Annotated in this window: 16 protein-coding genes; 7 read left to right on the top strand and 9 right to left on the bottom strand. The window is 70.9% G+C overall.

Annotated features, from left to right (window positions below; genetic code table 11):
• Positions 1–34 precede the first annotated feature (34 nt).
• Positions 35–1,573 (bottom strand): CehA/McbA family metallohydrolase, encoded by a 1,539-nt coding sequence (locus ACH4UM_RS19800; RefSeq protein ID WP_398180675.1) that lies wholly within the window; start codon positions 1,571–1,573, stop codon positions 35–37.
• Between the two features lie 242 nt (positions 1,574–1,815).
• On the opposite strand from ACH4UM_RS19800, the gene ACH4UM_RS19795 reads away from it, so the two are divergent.
• Both ACH4UM_RS19795 and ACH4UM_RS19790 read left to right on the top strand, forming a co-directional pair.
• Entirely contained in the window at positions 1,816–4,401 is a 2,586-nt protein-coding gene (locus ACH4UM_RS19795; protein ID WP_398180672.1) for a bifunctional FO biosynthesis protein CofGH, read from the top strand.
• 81 nt (positions 4,402–4,482) lie between these two features.
• Positions 4,483–5,052, top strand: a complete 570-nt coding sequence (locus tag ACH4UM_RS19790; RefSeq protein WP_398180669.1) for a hypothetical protein — start codon at positions 4,483–4,485, stop codon at positions 5,050–5,052.
• A 33-nt stretch (positions 5,053–5,085) separates the two neighbouring features.
• Here ACH4UM_RS19790 and ACH4UM_RS19785 read toward each other — a convergent pair whose 3' ends face one another.
• Positions 5,086–5,250: a hypothetical protein gene (locus ACH4UM_RS19785; RefSeq protein WP_398180666.1), complete on the bottom strand. Its 165-nt coding sequence runs from the start codon at positions 5,248–5,250 to the stop codon at positions 5,086–5,088.
• 60 nt (positions 5,251–5,310) lie between these two features.
• Positions 5,311–5,481 (bottom strand): hypothetical protein, encoded by a 171-nt coding sequence (locus ACH4UM_RS19780; protein ID WP_398180663.1) that lies wholly within the window; start codon positions 5,479–5,481, stop codon positions 5,311–5,313.
• Between the two features lie 320 nt (positions 5,482–5,801).
• Between ACH4UM_RS19780 and ACH4UM_RS19775 the strand changes: the two genes are divergently transcribed.
• The 3 genes from ACH4UM_RS19775 to ACH4UM_RS19765 all read left to right on the top strand — a co-directional run bounded on the left by ACH4UM_RS19775 (position 5,802) and on the right by ACH4UM_RS19765 (position 7,627).
• On the top strand, positions 5,802–6,341 hold the full coding sequence (locus ACH4UM_RS19775; RefSeq protein ID WP_398180660.1) for an alcohol dehydrogenase catalytic domain-containing protein: 540 nt from the start codon (positions 5,802–5,804) through the stop codon (positions 6,339–6,341).
• A 99-nt stretch (positions 6,342–6,440) separates the two neighbouring features.
• A complete protein-coding gene (locus ACH4UM_RS19770; protein WP_398180657.1) occupies positions 6,441–6,884 on the top strand; it encodes a hypothetical protein in 444 nt (147 codons plus the stop codon).
• A 275-nt stretch (positions 6,885–7,159) separates the two neighbouring features.
• Positions 7,160–7,627 carry a hypothetical protein gene (locus ACH4UM_RS19765; protein ID WP_398180654.1) on the top strand — a complete coding sequence of 156 codons (468 nt, stop codon included), beginning with the start codon at positions 7,160–7,162 and terminating at the stop codon, positions 7,625–7,627.
• A gap of 94 nt (positions 7,628–7,721) precedes the next feature.
• Here ACH4UM_RS19765 and ACH4UM_RS19760 read toward each other — a convergent pair whose 3' ends face one another.
• The gene (locus tag ACH4UM_RS19760) at positions 7,722–8,795 is read right to left on the bottom strand and encodes a hypothetical protein (protein ID WP_398180651.1); all 1,074 of its coding nucleotides are present in this window, start codon (positions 8,793–8,795) and stop codon (positions 7,722–7,724) included.
• 231 nt (positions 8,796–9,026) lie between these two features.
• Here ACH4UM_RS19760 and ACH4UM_RS19755 point away from each other — a divergent pair, with 231 nt between their 5' ends.
• Complete coding sequence (locus tag ACH4UM_RS19755) at positions 9,027–10,145, top strand: ADP-ribosylglycohydrolase family protein (protein WP_398181378.1); 1,119 nt, start codon at positions 9,027–9,029, stop codon at positions 10,143–10,145.
• Positions 10,146–10,191: 46 nt separating this feature from the next.
• Here ACH4UM_RS19755 and ACH4UM_RS19750 read toward each other — a convergent pair whose 3' ends face one another.
• The 3 genes from ACH4UM_RS19750 to ACH4UM_RS19740 all read right to left on the bottom strand — a co-directional run bounded on the left by ACH4UM_RS19750 (position 10,192) and on the right by ACH4UM_RS19740 (position 16,285).
• On the bottom strand, positions 10,192–13,122 hold the full coding sequence (locus ACH4UM_RS19750; RefSeq protein WP_398180648.1) for a glycosyl hydrolase: 2,931 nt from the start codon (positions 13,120–13,122) through the stop codon (positions 10,192–10,194).
• A 562-nt stretch (positions 13,123–13,684) separates the two neighbouring features.
• Entirely contained in the window at positions 13,685–15,268 is a 1,584-nt protein-coding gene (locus tag ACH4UM_RS19745; RefSeq protein WP_398180645.1) for a sodium:solute symporter family protein, read from the bottom strand.
• 228 nt (positions 15,269–15,496) lie between these two features.
• Complete coding sequence (locus ACH4UM_RS19740; RefSeq protein WP_398180642.1) at positions 15,497–16,285, bottom strand: SDR family oxidoreductase; 789 nt, start codon at positions 16,283–16,285, stop codon at positions 15,497–15,499.
• A gap of 81 nt (positions 16,286–16,366) precedes the next feature.
• Here ACH4UM_RS19740 and ACH4UM_RS19735 point away from each other — a divergent pair, with 81 nt between their 5' ends.
• Complete coding sequence (locus ACH4UM_RS19735; RefSeq protein ID WP_398180640.1) at positions 16,367–17,221, top strand: hypothetical protein; 855 nt, start codon at positions 16,367–16,369, stop codon at positions 17,219–17,221.
• 134 nt (positions 17,222–17,355) lie between these two features.
• On the opposite strand, the gene ACH4UM_RS19730 is transcribed toward ACH4UM_RS19735, so the two are convergent.
• A complete protein-coding gene (locus ACH4UM_RS19730; protein WP_398180637.1) occupies positions 17,356–17,547 on the bottom strand; it encodes a DUF397 domain-containing protein in 192 nt (63 codons plus the stop codon).
• 302 nt (positions 17,548–17,849) lie between these two features.
• Entirely contained in the window at positions 17,850–18,707 is an 858-nt protein-coding gene (locus ACH4UM_RS19725; protein ID WP_398180634.1) for a helix-turn-helix domain-containing protein, read from the bottom strand.
• Positions 18,708–19,061 lie beyond the last annotated feature (354 nt).

The raw sequence follows: 19,061 nt of genomic DNA, 5'->3' as shown, positions 1-19,061 counted from the left end.
GCCCACCGGCGCGGACCGCGGCCGAGGGCCCGGATCAAGGGTGCCCCAGGAAGATCGGGTTGGTGAACGCCGCCATCACTCCGGGCAGCGGGCCCACCGCCGTCTCGTGGCGCACCTCGGCCCGTACATAGGCAGCGTAGGCCGGTGTCGTGCGCCACTCGACGGTGCCCGAGCCGGAGACCGGCAGCGGATCGCTGGTCAGCAGTACACCCTGGTCGGTGACGAAGCGGACCGTGCAACGGGGGACACCCGACACCTCGAGGCGGACCGTGACCGGGGTGTCCTCGCCGACCCGCAGCCGCTCGCCGATGCCCGCGTGCTCGCCCCTGCCCCCGGTGGCGGTGAAGGTCAGCGAGACACTGCCGGACTCGGCGACGTACGAGCGGCCCGCGCGGATGCCCTCCTGGACGGCCTCCCGGGTGAGATCGTCGGCCAGGACGACCGTCTGGGGCGCGCCCACCGCGTCCGGCGGCCGGTGGGCGTCGCTGTTGCCCATCGCCGGGAGCCAGTCCCGGCCGCCCTCCCGCACGGACGCCACCAGCGTGGCGTCCCAGGCCGCCAGCGCCACCTCGTCGTCGGGCGTGAAGGGGCCGTTCCACACCTCCAGCGCGTCCGCCTCGCCGAGGCCGAACTTCCAGTTGCAGCCGATGCAGGTGGCGTGCGGGTGGGCGGGGACGACGAGACCGCCGGCGCGGCGGATCCGGCGGGCGAAACGGCCGAAGCGGTCGTCCCGGGCCCGGTAACGCCAGTCGACGAAGGTGCCCGGGTCGGTGCCCAGGGCCACCACGTGACCGTTCCTGGTCGTGACCTCCTCGCCCAGCATGATCAGCAGGTCGTCGCCCGCGTGGTCGGCCCAGTGCGCGTGCGAGGCGTGGGTGTTGTGGTCCGAGGTGTTGATGAAGTCCAGTCCCGCCGCCCGGGCCAGCGCCGCGATCTCGGCGGGGGTGCGGCGGCCGTCGGAGTACCAGGAGTGGATGTGGCAGTCGCCCCGGTACCAGGCCCGGCCCCGGCCCCCGGCCCGCTGCGGCGGGTACACCGGCGGTGCGGCCGTGACCGGCGCGCCGTACGTCAGCGTGATGGTGAGCTCGTACGACAGGCCCTGCGGGGCCACCGTGTAGGGGCCGAGCACGATGTGCCAGGTGCCCGGGCCGACCGGGCCCGGGAGGTAGCCCGGCGTGGCGTCGTCGGCGCGGACGAAGAACTCCGGGCGCGCCCCGCCCGACCAGCCGCGGAAGCCCCGGCCGCCCAGCTCGGTGCCGTGCTCGTCGAAGATGCCGATGTCCAGCGCGTTGCCCGGCGTTCCGGCCGGGACGGACGGTTTGTCGTAGGTGTAGGCGACCTTGATCTCCCGTACGCCCGGGGGGACTTCGACGGGGACGTACACATAGTCCGGCGAGCCGGGCGGCAGGGTGCCGCGGATCGTCCGGGTCTCCTCGTCGCCGTCCGCGGCTCGCGCGCCGCTTGCGAAGGTCACGCCTCCCAACGTAAGCGCCGCGGCGGCCCCCGTCGCGATGAGCGTCCGTCTTCCGGGGGCGCCGCCCCGGCCCGGCCCGCCGTGATCGTCCTCGCCCATGCCGCCGCTCCCGGAGTGTGGTGAGTGATGGGCGAAAGCCTGGCAGCGGGGCGTGAACCGCCGGGTACGGGAAGGAGATGGGCAGCTTGCGTGGGCTCGGCGCCCGAAGGCGCTCCAGGCCCGGTGGCCCGCCGCACCGTGCTGCTGGTCCACGCGTCCCGCCGCCGCCCGGAGGGCGCCGAGTGTGCGGCCGAACCGGCCGAGCCGGTCTGCGCTGATCACCGCGATCGTATGCTCGGAGGATGACGACTTCCGCGACCTCCGGAACCGGCCCCACGGAGAACTCCATGCGTCGCGCCCTCAAACGTGCCCGGGACGGCGTCGCCCTCGACACCGCCGAGGCGGCGGTGCTGCTCCAGGCCCGTGGCGAGCACCTGGACGACCTCGCCGCCTCCGCCGCCCGGGTGCGGGACGCCGGCCTGGAGGCGGCGGGGCGGCCCGGCGTCATCACCTACTCGAAGAGCGTCTTCGTCCCCCTCACCCGGCTGTGCCGGGACAAGTGCCACTACTGCACGTTCGTCACCGTGCCCGGCAAACTGCGCCGCGCCGGGCACGGGATGTTCATGTCCCCGGACGAGGTCCTCGCCATCGCCCGCCGCGGCGCCGAACTCGGCTGCAAGGAAGCCCTGATCACCCTCGGCGACAAGCCGGAGGACCGCTGGCCCGAGGCGCGCGAGTGGCTCGACGCGCACGGCTACGACGACACCATCGCCTACGTCCGCGCCATCTCCGTCCGCATCCTGGAGGAGACCGGTCTGCTGCCCCACCTCAACCCGGGCGTCATGACGTGGACCGACTTCCAGCGCCTGAAGCCGGTCGCCCCGTCGATGGGCATGATGCTGGAGACCACGGCGACCCGACTGTGGTCCGAGCCGGGCGGCCCGCACCACGGCTCCCCGGACAAGGAACCCGCCGTACGGCTGCGGGTGCTGGAGGACGCCGGCCGTTCCTCCGTCCCCTTCACCTCGGGGATCCTGATCGGCATCGGCGAGACCCCCGAGGAGCGCGCTCAGTCGCTGTTCGCGCTCCGGAAGATCTCCCGCGCCTACCACGGCATCCAGGAACTGATCATCCAGAACTTCCGCGCCAAGCCGGACACGGCGATGCGCGGCATGCCGGACGCGGAACTGGACGACCTCATCGCCACCGTCGCCGTCGCCCGCCACATCATGGGCCCGAGCGCCTGCCTCCAGGCCCCGCCCAACCTGGTCGACGCCGAGTACGAACGCCTCATCGGCGCGGGCATCGACGACTGGGGCGGCGTCTCCCCGCTGACCATCGACCACGTCAACCCCGAGCGCCCCTGGCCCCGGCTCGACGAGCTCGCCGGGAAGTCGGCGGCCGCGGGCTTCGAACTGCGCGAACGCCTCTGCGTCTACCCGGAGTTCGTGCGGCGCGGCGAACCCTGGCTGGACCCGAGGCTGCTGCCGCACGTGCGCGCCCTGGCCGACCCGGAGACGGGCCTGGCCCGCGAGGACGCGAAGGCCGAGGGCCACCCGTGGCAGGAACCGGAGGAGGCGTTCGCGCCGTCCGGACGGACGGATCTGCATGTGTCGATCGACACCGAGGGCCGTACGTCCGACCGCCGCGACGACTTCGACGAGGTCTACGGCGACTGGGGCGCCCTGCGCGAGGCGGCGGCGCCCGGCATGGCCCCCGAGCGCATCGACACGGACGTACGGCAGGCCCTGCGCACGGCGGCCGACGACCCGACGAGGCTGACCGACGCCGAAGCCCTGGCCCTGCTGCACGCGGACGGCCCCGCGCTGGACGCGCTGTGCCGTGTCGCGGACGACGTCCGCAAGTCGGCGGTGGGCGACGACGTGACGTACATCGTGACGAGGAACATCAACTTCACGAACGTCTGCTACACGGGCTGCCGCTTCTGCGCCTTCGCGCAGCGCAGGACGGACGCGGACGCGTACACCCTCTCCCTGGAGCAGGTGGCCGACCGGGCGCAACAGGCGTGGGACGTGGGCGCGGTCGAGGTCTGCATGCAGGGCGGCATCCACCCCGACCTGCCGGGCACGGCGTACTTCGACATCGCGAAGGCGGTGAAGGAGCGCGTCCCCGGGATGCACGTCCACGCCTTCTCCCCGATGGAGGTGGTCAACGGCGCCACCCGCACCGGCATGTCCGTCCGCGACTGGCTGACGGGGGCGAGGGAAGCGGGCCTGGACACCATCCCGGGAACGGCGGCGGAGATCCTCGACGACGAGGTCCGCTGGGTCCTGACCAAGGGCAAGCTGCCCACGGCGACCTGGATCGAGGTCGTCACGACGGCGCACGAGCTCGGCATCAGGTCCTCGTCGACGATGATGTACGGCCACGTCGACCAGCCCCGCCACTGGCTCGGCCACCTGCGCACCCTCTCCCGCGTCCAGCAGCAGACGGGTGGCTTCACGGAGTTCGTCACGCTCCCCTTCATCCACACGAACGCCCCGGTCTACCTGGCGGGCATCGCCCGCCCCGGCCCGACCAGCCGGGACAACAGAGCGGTGACGGCGATGGCGAGGCTGCTCCTGCACCCTTGGATCCCCAACATCCAGACGAGCTGGGTGAAGCTGGGCGCCGAGGGCGCGGCGGAGATGCTCCGCTCCGGGGCGAACGACCTCGGCGGCACGCTGATGGAGGAGACGATCTCCCGGATGGCGGGCTCGTCGTACGGCTCGTACAAGTCGGTCAAGGACCTGATGGCGGTGGCGGAGGCGGCGGGCCGCCCGGCGAAGCCGCGCACCACGGTGTACGGCGAGGTCCCGGAAGAGCGGCAGCGGGCGGCGGCGGCCTCGGACGGCCATCTGCCGGAACTGCTGCCGGTCCTGGACTGAAACCGAGGCCCGGGCGGCCCACAGTACGATGATCCGACCCCCGACGGAGGGGTCGAACAGCAGCCGAGGAGATGCGTGCCCATGCCGGCCCGAATACCTTCGTGGGCCTGGGTCAGCGGCCTGACCGTGGGAGCGGTCGCGGCGGTGGCCGTACTGGCGGTACAGGCCGACCAGGGCCCGCACCCCACGGCCACGGCCGCCCATACGAAGACGTCGGCGCCGGCGGGCGCCCACCACTCCGCCGCCCCGAAGAAGCCGGCCGCACCCGCGGTGCTCCCGTCCGCCTCGGGCACGGGCCGCCGGATCGTCTACGCGCTCGGCAAGAAGCGCGTCTGGCTGGTCGACGAGCGCAACGAGCCCACCCGTACCTTCCCGGTGTGGCCGGGCACGGTGAGCCCCGACCCCGGGACCTACACGATCTCCCAGCGCGTGCCCGCCACGAAGGGCTCCGACGGCGTGCAGATCGAGCACATCCTGTACTTCGCGGGCAAGTCGGGCGTCTTCATCGCCTTCAGCAACGCCGTGGACGGCTCCTCACCTCCGCCCGTCGCCTCCGGCGCCAAGACGGGCGGCATCCGCACGGGCAAGGACGACGGGGCGGCCCTGTGGGCGTTCGGCGAACCCAGGACGAAGGTCGACGTCGTCCGGTAGGCCCGCTGGGGGTGACGGTCGCCGGCCGTCGGGTCACCGCGGCAACGGGTAGGTCGTCACGGAGATCGAGGTGCCCGATCCGGTGGGGCTGACCTGGACCGTGACTCCCTCGTTGCCGCGCTTGGCCATGACATTGACGCTGAACCGGCCTTCGTACTTGGACAGCGTCTTCCAGCCGCCCTGGGCCAGCGCGTTCACGTAGAAGGAACCCACCTTGGCGACCGAGTCGCTGGAGTGCAGCAGCGTGGCCCGGCCGCGTCACTGACCACCGTCGCTCCCGGGTACGCGGGTACCGGCGCGGACGAGGTGCTCGACGGCGTGCTCGAGGGTGTGCCGGACGGCGTCGCCGAGCCGGGCGTCGTGGAGCCGGTGGAGCCCGGGGGTGTCGCGGGAGGTGCCGTCTGCGCCGGCTTCGAGTTGCCGGAACACGCCCCGAGTGCCGGAACACCCGTGACCACACCCGTTGCTGTGGCGTTCAGAAGCCTTCTTCCCACGGCGACCTCCTGCTGGACATTGTCCTGAAGGTTGTGAAGTGCCGCAAATGACCGTTTGCCCGTCGCGGTGAGCGGGACTCGGCTCGCACCGGCAGGCACCCGGACTTACGTTGGAAGGACGCGGCGACGGGCGCGACGGGCGGGACGGGCGCCCGGTGCCGGCCGGTTCGGCCGAGGCTCGCCGGCGCGCGTCCGCCGGCTCTCTCGGCCGTGGTCCGCGACTGCCCTCCGGCGTCCGGGCAAGGAGGCGGGCTCATGGTGGCGGACACGATGTGGGCGGCCCGCTTCGAGCGGTCCGGCGGCCGGCTGGCCGTGGCGAAGGACGTGCCCGTGCCCCGGCCGGGATCGGGCGAGGTGCTCGTGCGCATCGAGGCGTGCGGAATCTGCCTGTCGGACGTGCACATGATCGACGGCACACTGCCGTGCCCACTGGAGAGGGTCACGCCGGGACACGAACCGGCGGGCACCATCGCACAGGTGGGGCCCGATGTGCCGTACTGGCAGCCGGGCCGCCGGGTGGTCATCGCGCCCGGGCGGTCGTGCGGCAACTGTCGCCACTGCGGGGACGCCCTGGGCTGTCTCGCCCCCCAGGTGATGGGCCAGCACTGGGACGGCGCCTGGGCGGAGTACGTCATCACCCCGCACCAGGCACTGGTGGAGGTGCCCGACGGCGTGCCGATCGAGCAGGCGGCGATCTGTGCCGACGCGGTGGCCACGCCGTTCTCCGGGCTGATCGACCGGGGCGTGCTGCGGCCTCGATCTGTCCCGCTCGGTCTCCGATGTGCTGGCCCTTGAGGACGTCGGCCTGGGCGTGGAGCGACTGCGGACGAAGGAGGGCAACCCGGTCCGTATCGTCGTCAAGCCGTAGCGCACATCCCCGACGAAAGGATGTCGATGGCCACCCTCGTCTCGCTGATCGTGTTCGTCGTCCTGGCCGCGGCAACGGTGGCCACGGTGATCATCGCGGTCTGGACCTACCGCCGCAACGCGGAAGCCCAACTCCGCGCCGCGCAGGCCCAGCTCCAGCTGACGGCCCTGGGCATCCTCCAGCACTACCTCGACCTCGCGGTCGAGCACCCGGAGCTGGCCAGCCCCAGCCGCGAGCAGCCGGTCGACGCACGCTACGCATGGTTCGCCGCGCATGCGCTGAACACGGCCCAGACACTGCGGACCCTGGTCGGGGAACAGCCGGACTGGCAGCGGGCGATCAACGCCATCGTCCGCGAGCACCGGCCCTACCTGCGTTCGGGCGCCTTCGTCTGCGAGGACTTCGCACCCGCGTTCGTCGCCTACCTGCGGGACCGGGTGCCCGACCTCAGATGTGCCGACGAGGAGTGAGGCGACGACGAGTGATGCGACCAGGAGTGACAGTGGCGAGCTGTCGTACATACCGGACGGTGCCGTGAGGAGGCCGGGGTGGGTATGACGTCCGGCGCCGTCTGTCGGATCGCTCAACAGCCTTGGTCATGAGGCCATATGAGCCAAAACCTTGATCATCCGGTGCTATTCTCGGCCATGGTGACTTTGCAGTCGCTCATCACTTGATCGGGGGGTGTGCCGGTTGTGGGTGTACCCCGCCCGGCTGAGTCCCCTCGTAAACGGAGGGAATCTGCGTGAAGCAGAAATTGGTCAAGTCGCTCCTGGCCGTCGCGGCTGTCCCGGCGCTGGTGGCGGTGGCTTCTGCACCGGCCCAGGCCGACGGCTGGGTGACGTGGAAGAACGTCAAGACCGGCAACTACCTGCTCTTCGACGGCAATGGCAACGTCAAGGGCGGTTGGGCCGCGCCGGGGACCAGCTGGGATTACGACTGGTACGACTTCCAGAACAGCGACGGCAGCTACAACGAGGCTCCCGGAGGCGGCAACTGCCTTACGGGCTACTACCGGCAGGTGTACACCGAGAGCTGCAACGCCAGGCGGGACCAGACGAACTGGTGGCAGCGCTGGTACGAGATCTCGACCTCGACGGGCTGGAAGCTCAAGAACCGGGAGACCGGCTACATCCTGGACGACGAGGGCCACGGCGGCATCTACGCCAACGTCAACGACGTCAACTCGTCCCAGAACCAGCGCTGGCGCTGACCCGAGCATGCGTGGGTGCCGGTCCGCGCGCCCGCCTCACGGCGCGGGGCCTGCCGAATCGATTCGGCAGGCCCCGCCTGCGTTCTTCTCGCTCTCAGGGGCTGCCGTGGAGAATCTTCCTGGCCGCTTCCACGTCCTGCTTCTGCTTGAGCTGCGCTTCACGCAGGTGCCGGGCCTGCTTCCCGATGATCTGATGCTGGTACGCGGCGTTGACCATGGCGATGGTCTGCAGGTACTGCGTCCGGCGCTTGCACGTGACGTCCGTGACGGCGACTTCGATCTCGGCGGGGGAGGGCGGTGGCAGGCTCGCTCCCGCCGGAGTGGGCAGGCCCCGGCCCAGGAGCGTCCGGTCGTGGCCGGGGGCCAGCGGGTTCGGGTAGGGGAACCCGGAATCCTTCATACAGGCACTCCACTCGGCTGTGGCCCGCCGGACCCGGCTGTCACGCTGAGCGGCAGTGAGGGCCTCGGACCGGTATCGCTGGAGCAGCATGAACATGCTTTCCGGATGCGCACCACGGAGCTTCTGGCGTGCTTCCCCCTCGCAGCCGACCTTGCCCTTGCGCGGATCGTCGAAGAACGCCTGGGCCACGGCCGGCGGGATGTCGCCATCGGCCTGCGGCGCGGTCCCGGGGCTCGCCGACGGCCCGGTCGAGGGTTTGGCGGACGGCGTGGCGGACGGCGTGGCGGAGGGCTTGGCGACAGCAGGGGACGGCTCCCGATAGCCGAAGACCTTCACGGTCTTCATGTCGATCACGCCGAAAATCACATACGGGGCGGGCTGCTCAGGTCCCTTGTCCAACTTGAGCGAGGCGGGAAGTTCCAGCCCCTTCCTGCGCATGCACTGCTGGCCGAGTGCCGTCTCGGCCCGCGCGAGCACCGCCTCGTCGTCCGCCGAGTCGTACGCGTCCAGTGGGAACGCCATGGAACCGTCGGGCCGGATGACGGCGCCGCCGCCCTTGAAGTCGATTGGCCTGGACGGATCTCCGCCTGCGGCCGGGGTGAGCGACGGAATTGATGGTTCCGGCCCGGAGACGTCCGGCAGGGGATGGGCATTGCCGGGCTGCCCGTTCCCCGCGCTCCCGGAATCGCTGCATCCCGCGATCGAGGTGACGGCCATCAGGACGGTGCAGGCCAGCCACAGTGGCCTGTATGTATGTATCGCTCTCATTTGCAGTGAGTGTGTCAGAAGTCGGCCGATGTACGACAACCAGCCGCCGAGGGGCTCCTGTTGGCCGATCGGTCCGCACCCTTCGCGGTCATCGGACGCGGCTGGAAACCGCCCGGTCCCGACTACTTCGGTCACACTCCGCATACCGATCCGGCTCCTGAACAGACCGTTCCCGTTCGATTACAGTGCTGAGCTGTCTTACGTACGGAAGGTGCCATGGGGGAGGTCTTGGTGGGTCAGACGTCCGGTGCCGTCTGGGGGCGTACCGAGCAGCAGGACTTCCGGAGCAGGGTGCGGGGCACCCTGCTCGGGTTGGCCGTCGGGGACGCCCTGGGGACGCCGGTGGACCGGCTGGACCTCGCGGGGATCCGGGAGACGCACGGGGCCGAGGGGATCGTCGATCTCGCGTCGGCCTACGGGCGCCGTGGTGCCGTCACCCATCTCACCCAGCTCACGCTCTTCTCCTTCGACGGGCTCGTCCGGGCGCAGGTACGGCGCGACACCGGTGCCTGGCATCCGCCCACCGACCTGCACCGGGCCTATCTGCGGTGGGCGGCGACCCAGCGGGACTGGGGGCCCGACGAGCGGCGCAAGGACGACGGGTGGCTGGCTCGGGAGGAGTGGCTGTACGCCCGCCGGGACCCCACCCGCGCGCTGCTCATCGGGTTCGGCGACGACATCATGGGCACCCTCGAAGCACCCAAGAACCCCGCCGAGGCCGGGCCCGAGGCCGTCGCGCGGTCCGCGCCGTTCGGACTGCTGGTCGGGTGGGAGCCGCAGCTCGTCGTGCAGCTGGCCGTGGAGTGCGCCGTTCAGACCCACGGGCATCCCACCGCCGGTCTCGCGGCCGGCGCGTACGCCGTGATCGTGCATGCCCTCGCCCGCGGGGACGGGCTCGACGGCGCCGTGCAGAAGGCGCTGGCGCTGCTCGCCGTGCGGCCCGGGCACCAGCCCGTGTCGGACGCGCTGCAGCACGCGCTGGGCGCGGTGCGCCAGGGGATGCCCTCCCCGGCCCGGGTGGAGGAACTGGCGGGGGAGGGAACGGCGGAGGGGCTGCTGGCCGTGGCCGTGTACTGCGCGCTCGTCGCCGAGGACGTACGGCACGGGCTGTGCCTGGCCGTGAACCAGAGCGGCCCCTCGGGCGCGGCTGGTGCCCTCACCGGCGGTCTGCTGGGCGCCCTGCACGGCGAGACGGCCCTCCCGCCGGCCTGGCTGGCCGAGCTGGAGGGCCGCCCCACGCTGCTGGTCCTGGCGGACGACTTCGCGATGGAGATGACCCAGGGGCCCGCGCTGCACGGGCCCGCCGGGTCGTCCCCGGGGTGGCTCGCCCGCTATCCCCGCGAGGCCTAGGAGAAGGGCTCGGGAGCAGGGCCCGGGAGGGCGGGCGGCCCGGACCTCAGTGGTAGGGCAGGTGCAGCACCGACAGGTGGCCGGTGCCCAGGGTGCTGGGGCTGTTGCCGATCGCGTTCCAGACCTTCGCCTGTACGGTTCCTCCCTTGAGGTCACAGGCCGTGCCTTCGGCGGAGAGCAGTCCTTGCGTGTTGGTGTAGTGCTCCCAGCCGGCCAGCGGGTCGGTGGCGAAGTACCGGTAGGTCTCCACGCGGTCCCAGACGCCGTCACCGGTGCAGTCGTACGACACCTGGAGCTGCACCCCGTTGCCCACGGCCTGCTGGGCGTCGACCGCCAGGTCGAAGGCCGTGGTTCCCCCGTCGTACGTCAGGTCCAGCCCCCTGGCGGTCAGCGTGAGCGGCTTGTACGGGGTGCCGTCGTGGTTGGCCGCGTCGGCGGACGCCACGGTGACGCTGCCGTCGCCGGCCGAGGCACCCGTCAGAGTCCCGTCGCTTTGCGGGTACAGCGTCGGCGACGAACCCGCGGTGCCCGTCGGTGTCGGCGTCGGTGTCGGGGTGGGTGTCGGTGTCGGGGTGGGCGTGGGGGAGGGTGTCGGCGTCGGTGTCGGGGTGTCCGTGGGGCTGGGAGAAGGGGTCGGACCGGGCGGCGTGCCGCCCGTCGCGCTGCCGCCGCTCCAGGTGTGGGCGCCGGTGGTGACCGTCCTCCCGGCCGGCACCCGCATCGTGGTGCCGTCGGAGAAGCGCACGGTCGCGTCCTCGGCGGTGACGTTGGCGGCGACGTAGGTGCGCGCGCCGTTCTTCACGAAGACCGCGGCCAGCGGGGTGTCGGCCGTGACCGAGGTGTCCACGGTGCCCAGCGCGGCCAGGTTGCGGATCCAGTGGAAGGTGTGGGCCTTGCTCTCGCCCTCCTCGGAGGTGAAGGAGTTGTCGGCACGGAAGTCGGCGAGTGCCGCGTCGCCGTCACCGAGGGCCAGGTACTCGTACCAGATGTCGGTCCAGATGGCGGGCCGGGTCCTGCCGCTCTGGCGCAGCATCTCCTGGTAGTTCGCCTTGACGTAGTCGGGGTCGTCTCCCAGGTAGAGGTGCCCGCCGGTCACCGGGAGCAGGTTGATGCCCTGGATCTGTTCGGGGGCGCTGGAGAACCATGTCGCGTAGGCTCCGCCGTTGCCCCAGACCATGCCGACCTGCTGGTGGGCGAACCTGTCCGGGTAGATCTCGTTCCGGGTGTCGAACCAGTAGTCCTGAACGGCGGCGGCCTGTGTGGTGTACATGTAGATGCCGGCGTCCCGGACGGCGTTGTTCCCGGTGGCGATGCCCCACTGGATGAGGGCGTTGTCGAAGTTCATCCCCTCGGACGAGGACTCCTGGTTGTTGCCCGCGGCGAACGAGCCGTGGCCGGAGGCCCAGTCGTGGCCGCTGTAGATGTCGAAGTCCCGCAGGTAGGGGAAGCGTCTGTCCGAGCGGTCGTAGTTGTTGGCGTCGCGGATGAGCAGGTCGACCATGCCGCCGTAGTGGCCGGCGTCGGCCCAGGTGGGGTCGAACTTGGCGAGCGTGGCGGCCGCCGCGATGAAGTAGCCGTAGTGGAAGTGGTGGTCGTTCAGCTCCTGGTCGGATCCGTAGGAGGCCGGGTAGCCGATCAGAGTGCCCCACTTGTCGTCCAGGTAGAACAGGTGCCCCGTCTCGTTCGGCGAGGCGGTGAACCAGTCCGTCAGCTTGGACCTGATCGCGGCGAGGGCGGCGTCGCGCACGCCGGTGTTGCCGGTCTGGTCGGCGATCTCCGCGAGGCGTGCGGCTCGTCCGAGGCCCTTTCCGGTCCAGTAGGTGTCGTCGCTCGTCTGCCGGGTGGGATCGGCCTTTTCCGCGTCGAGGTAGTCCTGCAGCGTCGTGGCGTCGGCTCCGGAACTGTCGGCGACCGCCGGCACCTCCGGCAGGACGCCGTGGAACACCATGGACGTCGTGAAGGACGTGACACCGGTGAGCACCTTCAACGGGCCCCGCGAGGAGACGTACTTCTCCGGCAGGGGTGTGCCGTCGGCCAGGTGGCGCCACTGGTGCGGCAGCAGTGCCGCGACCGTGCCGGTCTGCGACCCCTCACGGGCGGCCGTCGTGAAGCGGTACGTCGTGGTGACGGTGCTGTCCGCCTCGTCGTACCGGTAGGAGACGGTGGTCCCGGTGACGTGGTTGTGGGCGTACTTCGCGTACTCGGCCGCGAGCGCGGCCCGGTCGGACACGGAGGTGGACGGCGTCGTCGGCAGCACGGCGACCGAGAAGTAGTCCTTGCCCGCGAGCGAGGAGGTGAAGGTGGAGCCGTCGGCGGACCAGGTGGCACCGGCCGGTGCGAAGGCGACGTAGTCGTGTCCGTTGACCGTGTAGCCGAGCATCGGGCCGGAGTGGGACCACACGTCGGCCGTCGCGCCGGAGGCCACCCGGATCTGTGCGTCACCCCCGGTGGCGCGGAAGTAGGCGAACGGCAGCCCGGAGCCCACCGTCGCCCGTAAGGTGTGCGCTCCGTCGCTGAGCAGGGGGCTGACGGTCCAGTCGCTCCAGTCGTCGACCTTCACCTCGGGTGCTGCCAGGCCCGGCACGCCGACGACGAAGTCCTCCGCGTAGTCGTAGTGGTACTCGCCCACGCCCGTGGCGCTGCCCGAGATCGCCGGTGTGGTGCTGTAGGAGAAGCCGAGTCCTCCCGACTGGGCCCTGAAACCCAGCGGCTGCGCGAACATCGGCTCGCCGTAGGCGCAGTTGGTGCGCTTCCACAGGATCGACGACCACCAGTCGTTGGTGGGCACCGCACCTGATGGCGCGTTGGACGTCACCCAGTGGCGTGGGTTGGTCGACAGGTCGCCGCAGCCGCTCGGCAACGGGCCGGGCGGCTGGGAGGTGTAGCTGCCCTGGCCCACTGTTCCGGCGGCGGCCACGCGGGGGGTGAGCACGGCGAGCACCGCGCCGAGAAGAGCCGTGACGACCCCGATCACCATGACGCGTGGGCTGCGTACGGGCCATGGCGCCCGTCCGATCGGGGCGCCGGGCGCCGCGGCGGCCGGCGCCCCGCGGGCTGTACGGCGGCCACCGGCGTTTCTGGGTGGCCGGCTGGTGTCTGTGGACATCCGAAGTCTCCCGGGGTGAGGGTGTCGTGCACACGGCACGCGACGGAGCGAGGGTCGTGCGCGCGGGAAGGATCCGGCCGGAGGGCCGTGGCCGGATTCCGGGTGCCGCCGGGCGCAGGAGAACGGGCGGCGCACCTGAGCGACTCCTTGTGAGAGCGCTCTCAACACCTCGGAGGCTAGGGAGTGTTGAGGGTTCAGTCAACACATTGCGCAACCGGTGTTCATCCTGCTGTTACCCGGCCGGGGCCGCTGACGGGCAAGGTGTGCGCGAGAGGAAGGGGAACTGCTGTGGCGCCCGGACGATCCTGGCTGGTCCGCGCAGTCTGAGAGCGCTCTCACAAGGCTCTCGCCCGCCGAGCCCGGACCGGAAAGCCCGACGGGGCCCGGTCCGTCGGACCGGGCCCCGTCGTGATCCGGGATCGGGCGAGCGTGGTCAGGGCGATTGCCTCCCCACCACGTCCTCGCCCGCGCCCGCCGGTGCCGGGACCGGGACGGCCGCCGCGGAGCTGCCCGGGCCGTCCCCGTCCGTGTTGACGCGCTCGATGATCGCCAGGCGCTCCGGGGTGTCCTCCGGCTTGACGTAGCCGATGGCGATGTAGAGGACCAGGGACACCGCGAGCGGCACCGAGACCTGGTACTGCAGCGGTACGCCGCCGTCGACGTTCCAGTTGATCGGGTAGTTCACCAGCCAGAAGGCCAGCAGGCCCAGGCCCCAGCTGGTGAGGGCCGCCGTCGGGCCGGAGCGGCGGAACGGCCGGAGCAGGCCCAGCATCATCGGGATGGCGATCGGGCCCATGAGTCCTGCGACCCACTTGATGACGACCGTGATGATGTCCTTGAAGGCGGGGGAGTCGACCTGGGTCGCCACCGCCATCGACAGGCCCAGGAAGACGACGGTCGTCACCCGGGCCGCGATCAGCCCGCCGCGCTCGCCCCAGGCCCGCGCCCGCTGCGACAGGACCGGCGCCACGTCACGGGTGAAGACGGCGGCGATCGCGTTCGCGTCGGAGGAGCACATGGCCATCGTGTGGGAGAAGAAGCCGACGACGACCAGTCCCAGCAGGCCGTGCGGAAGCAGCTGTTCGGTCATCAGCGCGTAGGAGTCGGAGCCGTCCGGCCTGTGGGCCTGGACCAGCAGCGGGGACATCCACATGGGGAAGAACAGGACGGCCGGCCAGACGAGCCACAGGGCCGCCGACAGCCGCGCCGAGCGCTCGGCCTGGCGGGCGCTGCCCGTCGCCATGTAGCGCTGGGCCTGGTTGAGCATGCCGCCGTTGTACTCGAAGAGCTTGATGAAGAGGAAGGCCAGCAGGAACACCGTGCCGTACGGGCCGACCAGGGGCTTTCCGTGGCCGTGCAGGGCCGGCTCGTCCCAGGCGCCGAGGAGGCCGATGCCCTTGTCGTTCAGCTTCAGCACCACCGCCACGAACATCGACAGACCGGCGAGCAACTGGATGACGAACTGGCCGAGTTCGGTCAGCGCGTCCGCCCACAGGCCGCCGATCGTGCAGTAGACCGCCGTGATCGCGCCGGTGATGAGGATGCCCTGGCTGAGCGTCACCCCGGTGAACACCGCCAGCAGCGTCGCGATCGCGGCCCACTTGGCGCCCACGTCCACGATTTTCAGCAGCATGCCGGACCAGGCGAGGGCCTGCTGGGTGGAGAGGTTGTAGCGGTTCTTCAGGTATTCCAGCGGCGAGGCCACATGCATCCGGGAGCGCAGGCGGTTGATGCGCGGCGCGAAGAGCTTCGAGCCGATGGCGATGCCCAGCGCGATCGGGAAGGACCAGGTGATGAAGGACGTGACGCCGTAGGTGTAGGCGATGCCCGCGTACCCGGTGAACATCACCGCGCTGTAGCCCGACATGTGGTGCGAGATGCCGGACAGCCACCAGGGCATGTTGCCGCCGGCGGTGAAGAAGTCGCTGACGTCGTCCACGCGCTTGTGCGACCAGATGCCGATCGCGACCATCACGCCGAAGTAGCCGATGAGCACGGCCCAGTCGAGACTGTTCATGTACCCCCTTCCAGGGTCCGCCTTGTGAACTCCGCTCAGCTGGTTGGCACTTCGCCTGAGCGGGGTAGGGGCGAGGAAGGACGCGAAGTGCCCGCTCATCGTGGGTTCGGTTGCGAGGGCACGACAAGCGAGCGTAAGGTCAAGGGAAGGTAAAAATGTTCTACTTTCTGACCTTGGTTCATCTACATGAACAAAGCCTGGTGTGGGCGGGCCGCGTCGGAGAAGGTGTCAGCGCATCAGCTCCCCGGCGTTGACCAGCAACGACTGCCCGGTGACGGCCCGCGCCCGGTCCGAGGCCAGGAACACCGCCGCGTCCGCCACGTCCGCGTCCGTCGCCAGTTCCGGCAGCGCCGTCCGCCCGGTCAGCCGTCCCAGCACCTCGTCCTCCGGCACGCCCTCCGTCTGCGCGGTGAACCGCACGTACGCCTGCACCGGCGGCCCCCACATCCAGCCCGGGAGCACGGTGTTCACCCTGATCCGGTACGGTCCGAGCTCGCGCGCCAGCGAGTACATCGCGCTGGTCAGCGCCCCCTTCGAGGCCGCGTACGCCGCCTGCTTCACCTGCGAGGGCGCGGCCACCGCCGACTGCGTCCCGATGAACACCACCGCCCCGCCCCGCTCCTTCAGGGCCGGCAGACAGGCCCGGGTCATCCGCAGCGACCCCAGCAGGTTGACGTCGATCACCGACTGCCAGGTCGTGAAGTCCGCGTCCTCCACCCCGCCGAAGTACGAGTCCCAGGCGGCCACATGAACGACCGCGTCGATCCGCCCGAAGCGCTCCCGCGCCAGCCGGGCCAGCGCCTCGCACTGCCCCTCGTCGGTGATGTCCGTCGCCCGGTACGCGGTGTGCGCCCCGTCCGGGTCGATCCCGGCCGCGCTCTTGGCCAGGTTCGCCTCCGTACGGGCGCCGAGGACCGCGTTGCCGCCGTCCCGTACGACCGCCGCCGCGACCTGGTGACCGAGCCCGGCGCCGACCCCCGAGACGAGGACGGTCCTGCCTGCGAGCAGTGACGACATCGGAGCCTCCCCGACCCTGGCGGAATGTCTGACGGAGAGTCAGAGTATGGGCGACCGCAGAAGGAGGGAAGGGGAGCGCACATGCCGGAGGAGAACCGCGGCCCGGACACCCGCAGCGAGACGTACGCCGAGCTGGCCGCCGTCGGCCCCTACGGCGTCCACCCGGGCCACGCCCTGATCACCATGGTCGAGCCGCACCCGGGCCACGAGTACGCCTACAACCGCTGGTACGAGGACGACCACTACTACGCGGGCGCGATGGCCATGCCCTGGATGTACGCCGGCCGCCGCTGGGTCGCCACCCGTGACCTCCAGCTCCTGCGCTACCCGGAGGAGTCCGCGGTCGCCCGGCCGGTCACCGCCGGCTGCTACCTCTCGACGTACTGGATCACCTCCGGCCGCTACGACGACCACATGCGGTGGACCGTGGCCATCAACAAGCGGCTCAACCGCGACGGCCGCGTCTACCAGGACCGTACGCACGTCTTCACCGCGTTCCAGGACCACGCGGCCACGGTCTACCGGGACGGCGCGGCCGGCCCGCGCGACCACCACGCGCTCGACCACCCCTACGCCGGGCTGGTCCTGGAGGTGATCGACACCGAGTCGCCCGAGCAACGGGCCGAGCTGACCGAGTGGCTGCGGGCACGGCACCTGCCCAAGCGGCTCGCGGGCTCGCCCGCCGCGATGGTGACCGTCTTCCGGCCCACGCCTCTGCCGGGCGAGAGGATGACCTACGTCAAGCAGGTCGAGGGTGTCGGCACCCGGCTGACGCTGTTGTGGTTCCTGCAGAGCGATCCACGCCGGTGCTGGGAGGACTTCTTCACCGGGCTGGACGGGGCGGTGGCCGGGGCGGGACTGGGGAGGGTGGAACTGGTGGCGCCGTTCGTGCCGACCGTACCGGGCACGGACACCTACGTCGACCGCCTGCGGTAGGGAGGGACCGCTCGCGGTACAGAACGAGCCGAGCCCCCTCGGCAAGGACGGCGGGCTGGTCGAGAGGGCTCTTCACGCGGTGCTTGTGCAGTTGTCGCTCGTGACACGGGTGGAGGATCAGAAGACCCTCCCCCTCATGCCTTGATCGATGCCACGAAGGCGTTCCACGTGTCGGCGGGGAAGTCGAGCACCGGGCCCTCGGGGACCTTGGAGTCCCGGACCGCCATGGCCGTGACCACCGGTGACTTGATCTCGACGCATGCGCCGTTGCCCGTGGAGTACGAGGACTTGGTCCACGTCTCGGTGGCGCCCTGACGAATTGCCATTTCTGCTCCGGATTGCCAGTGGAGTGGTTGAGTTGCTGTCACCGCACGACGCGTTCGGCTGGAACCCACAGCGCGGTTTGCGCCAACGTTGTTGCTTGATGGCGTGATCGACGCTACTCGCCACTCTCGATGTCCGAAGCGACTATTCACTCGTCCGGATGGCATATTCCGTGGGGTCTTCCGCCCCGGCCCGGTGAAGGTGTAGGGTCCGGCACCTTCCCGCCGAGGACCGGCTTTCACCCCTCAGGCGGCCTGCGGAGCGGCCTCTTCCCGTCCGCCTCCGCCGTCCTCGCGCCTTTCCCTCAACGCGCGTACTCCTTGGCGATGTCCGCGATGAACTGGCGCGACTGCTCCACGTTCAGCGCCTGCGCCCGCAGGTGCTCGTACATCACACTGTACTTCTGGACGTCGTTGGCCTTCTCCAGATACAGGTCGCTGGTGACGCCCTCGATGTAGACGACGCTGGAGTCGGCCGCGTCGGGGAACTCCAGGATCGCGTACTGGCCGTTGAGGCCCGGGTGCGAGCCCATGTCGAAGGGGATCACCTGGACGGTGACGTGCGGCAGCTGTGACTGCTCGACCAGCTGCTCCAGCTGATCGCGCATCAGGGAACGGTTGCCGACGACCCGGCGCAGGGCGGCCTCGTCCAGGACCGTCCACAGACGCAGCGGGTTCTCGGCGGCGGAGATTCGTTCCTGCCGCCGCATCCGCACCTGAACGCGCTTCTCGATGTCGGCGGACGCCGTCTCCGGCAGCGCGCCGGCGATCAGCGCCTCCGCGTACTGCCGGGTCTGCAGCAGGCCGGGGACGACCTGCGGATCGTAGACTCTCAGGCTCGCCGCGTCCGTCTCCAGGCCGATGTAGACGCTGTAGGGGATGTCGCCGAACGAGTGCCACCAGCCCTGCTGGCGCGAGTCCTTGGCCATCTGCATCAGCGAGTCGACGATCCGGTGGTCCTCCACCTCGTAGACCCCGCACAGGTCGCGCACGTCGCGCTGGCTGATGCTGCGCCGGCCGTTCTCCAGCCGGCTGATCTTCGACTGCGACACCAGCAGCCGCTCGGCCACTTCCTCGGCCGTCATGCCCTTGAGCTCGCGCAGCCTGCGCAGCTCCTGGCCCAGCCGGCGCCGCCTGACAGTGGGATTGACATTGGACGCCACGGGACGCGCACCTCCGGCTGCATGCCTCTACTTTGCGTATCTGCTGCTGAGCAGACTGCCACCAAGGTGCTTCTTACCGCTGGGAAACGCCGGATATGCGCTGCCCGCGCGTCAGGTCGAGTACCAGGTCGTTCACCTGATCGTGCGGCCGGCGTGCCGCCGGCATGCGGCCGGCATGCGGCCGGCATGCGGCCGGGGGGGGGGGGGGGGCCCGGGGGGGGGGCCCCCCCCCCCCCCCCGGGGGGGCCCCCCCCCGGGGGGGGGGGGGGGGGGGGGGGGGGGGGGGGGGGGGGTGGGGGGGGTGGGGGTGGGGGGGGGTGTGTGGGGGGGGGGGGGGGGGGGCGGGGTGGGCGG

It is taken from the genome of Streptomyces sp. NPDC020801, assembly GCF_044334385.1.
GTDB lineage: Bacteria > Actinomycetota > Actinomycetes > Streptomycetales > Streptomycetaceae > Streptomyces.
The sequence above is the reverse complement of the archived record's forward strand: the minus strand, read 5'-3'. Positions and strand labels throughout refer to the sequence as shown.

Excerpts from the sequence above, each read along its gene's own strand:
- ACH4UM_RS19800 (WP_398180675.1), bottom strand. The coding sequence starts at position 1,573 with ATGGGCGAGGACGATCACGGCGGGCCGGGCCGGGGCGGCGCCCCCGGA.
- ACH4UM_RS19795 (WP_398180672.1), top strand. The coding sequence starts at position 1,816 with ATGACGACTTCCGCGACCTCCGGAACCGGCCCCACGGAGAACTCCATG.
- ACH4UM_RS19790 (WP_398180669.1), top strand. The coding sequence starts at position 4,483 with ATGCCGGCCCGAATACCTTCGTGGGCCTGGGTCAGCGGCCTGACCGTG.
- ACH4UM_RS19775 (WP_398180660.1), top strand. The coding sequence starts at position 5,802 with ATGGTGGCGGACACGATGTGGGCGGCCCGCTTCGAGCGGTCCGGCGGC.
- ACH4UM_RS19770 (WP_398180657.1), top strand. The coding sequence starts at position 6,441 with ATGGCCACCCTCGTCTCGCTGATCGTGTTCGTCGTCCTGGCCGCGGCA.
- ACH4UM_RS19760 (WP_398180651.1), bottom strand. The coding sequence starts at position 8,795 with ATGAGAGCGATACATACATACAGGCCACTGTGGCTGGCCTGCACCGTC.
- ACH4UM_RS19750 (WP_398180648.1), bottom strand. The coding sequence starts at position 13,122 with ATGGTGATCGGGGTCGTCACGGCTCTTCTCGGCGCGGTGCTCGCCGTG.
- ACH4UM_RS19745 (WP_398180645.1), bottom strand. The coding sequence starts at position 15,268 with ATGAACAGTCTCGACTGGGCCGTGCTCATCGGCTACTTCGGCGTGATG.
- ACH4UM_RS19740 (WP_398180642.1), bottom strand. The coding sequence starts at position 16,285 with ATGTCGTCACTGCTCGCAGGCAGGACCGTCCTCGTCTCGGGGGTCGGC.
- ACH4UM_RS19735 (WP_398180640.1), top strand. The coding sequence starts at position 16,367 with ATGCCGGAGGAGAACCGCGGCCCGGACACCCGCAGCGAGACGTACGCC.
- ACH4UM_RS19730 (WP_398180637.1), bottom strand. The coding sequence starts at position 17,547 with ATGGCAATTCGTCAGGGCGCCACCGAGACGTGGACCAAGTCCTCGTAC.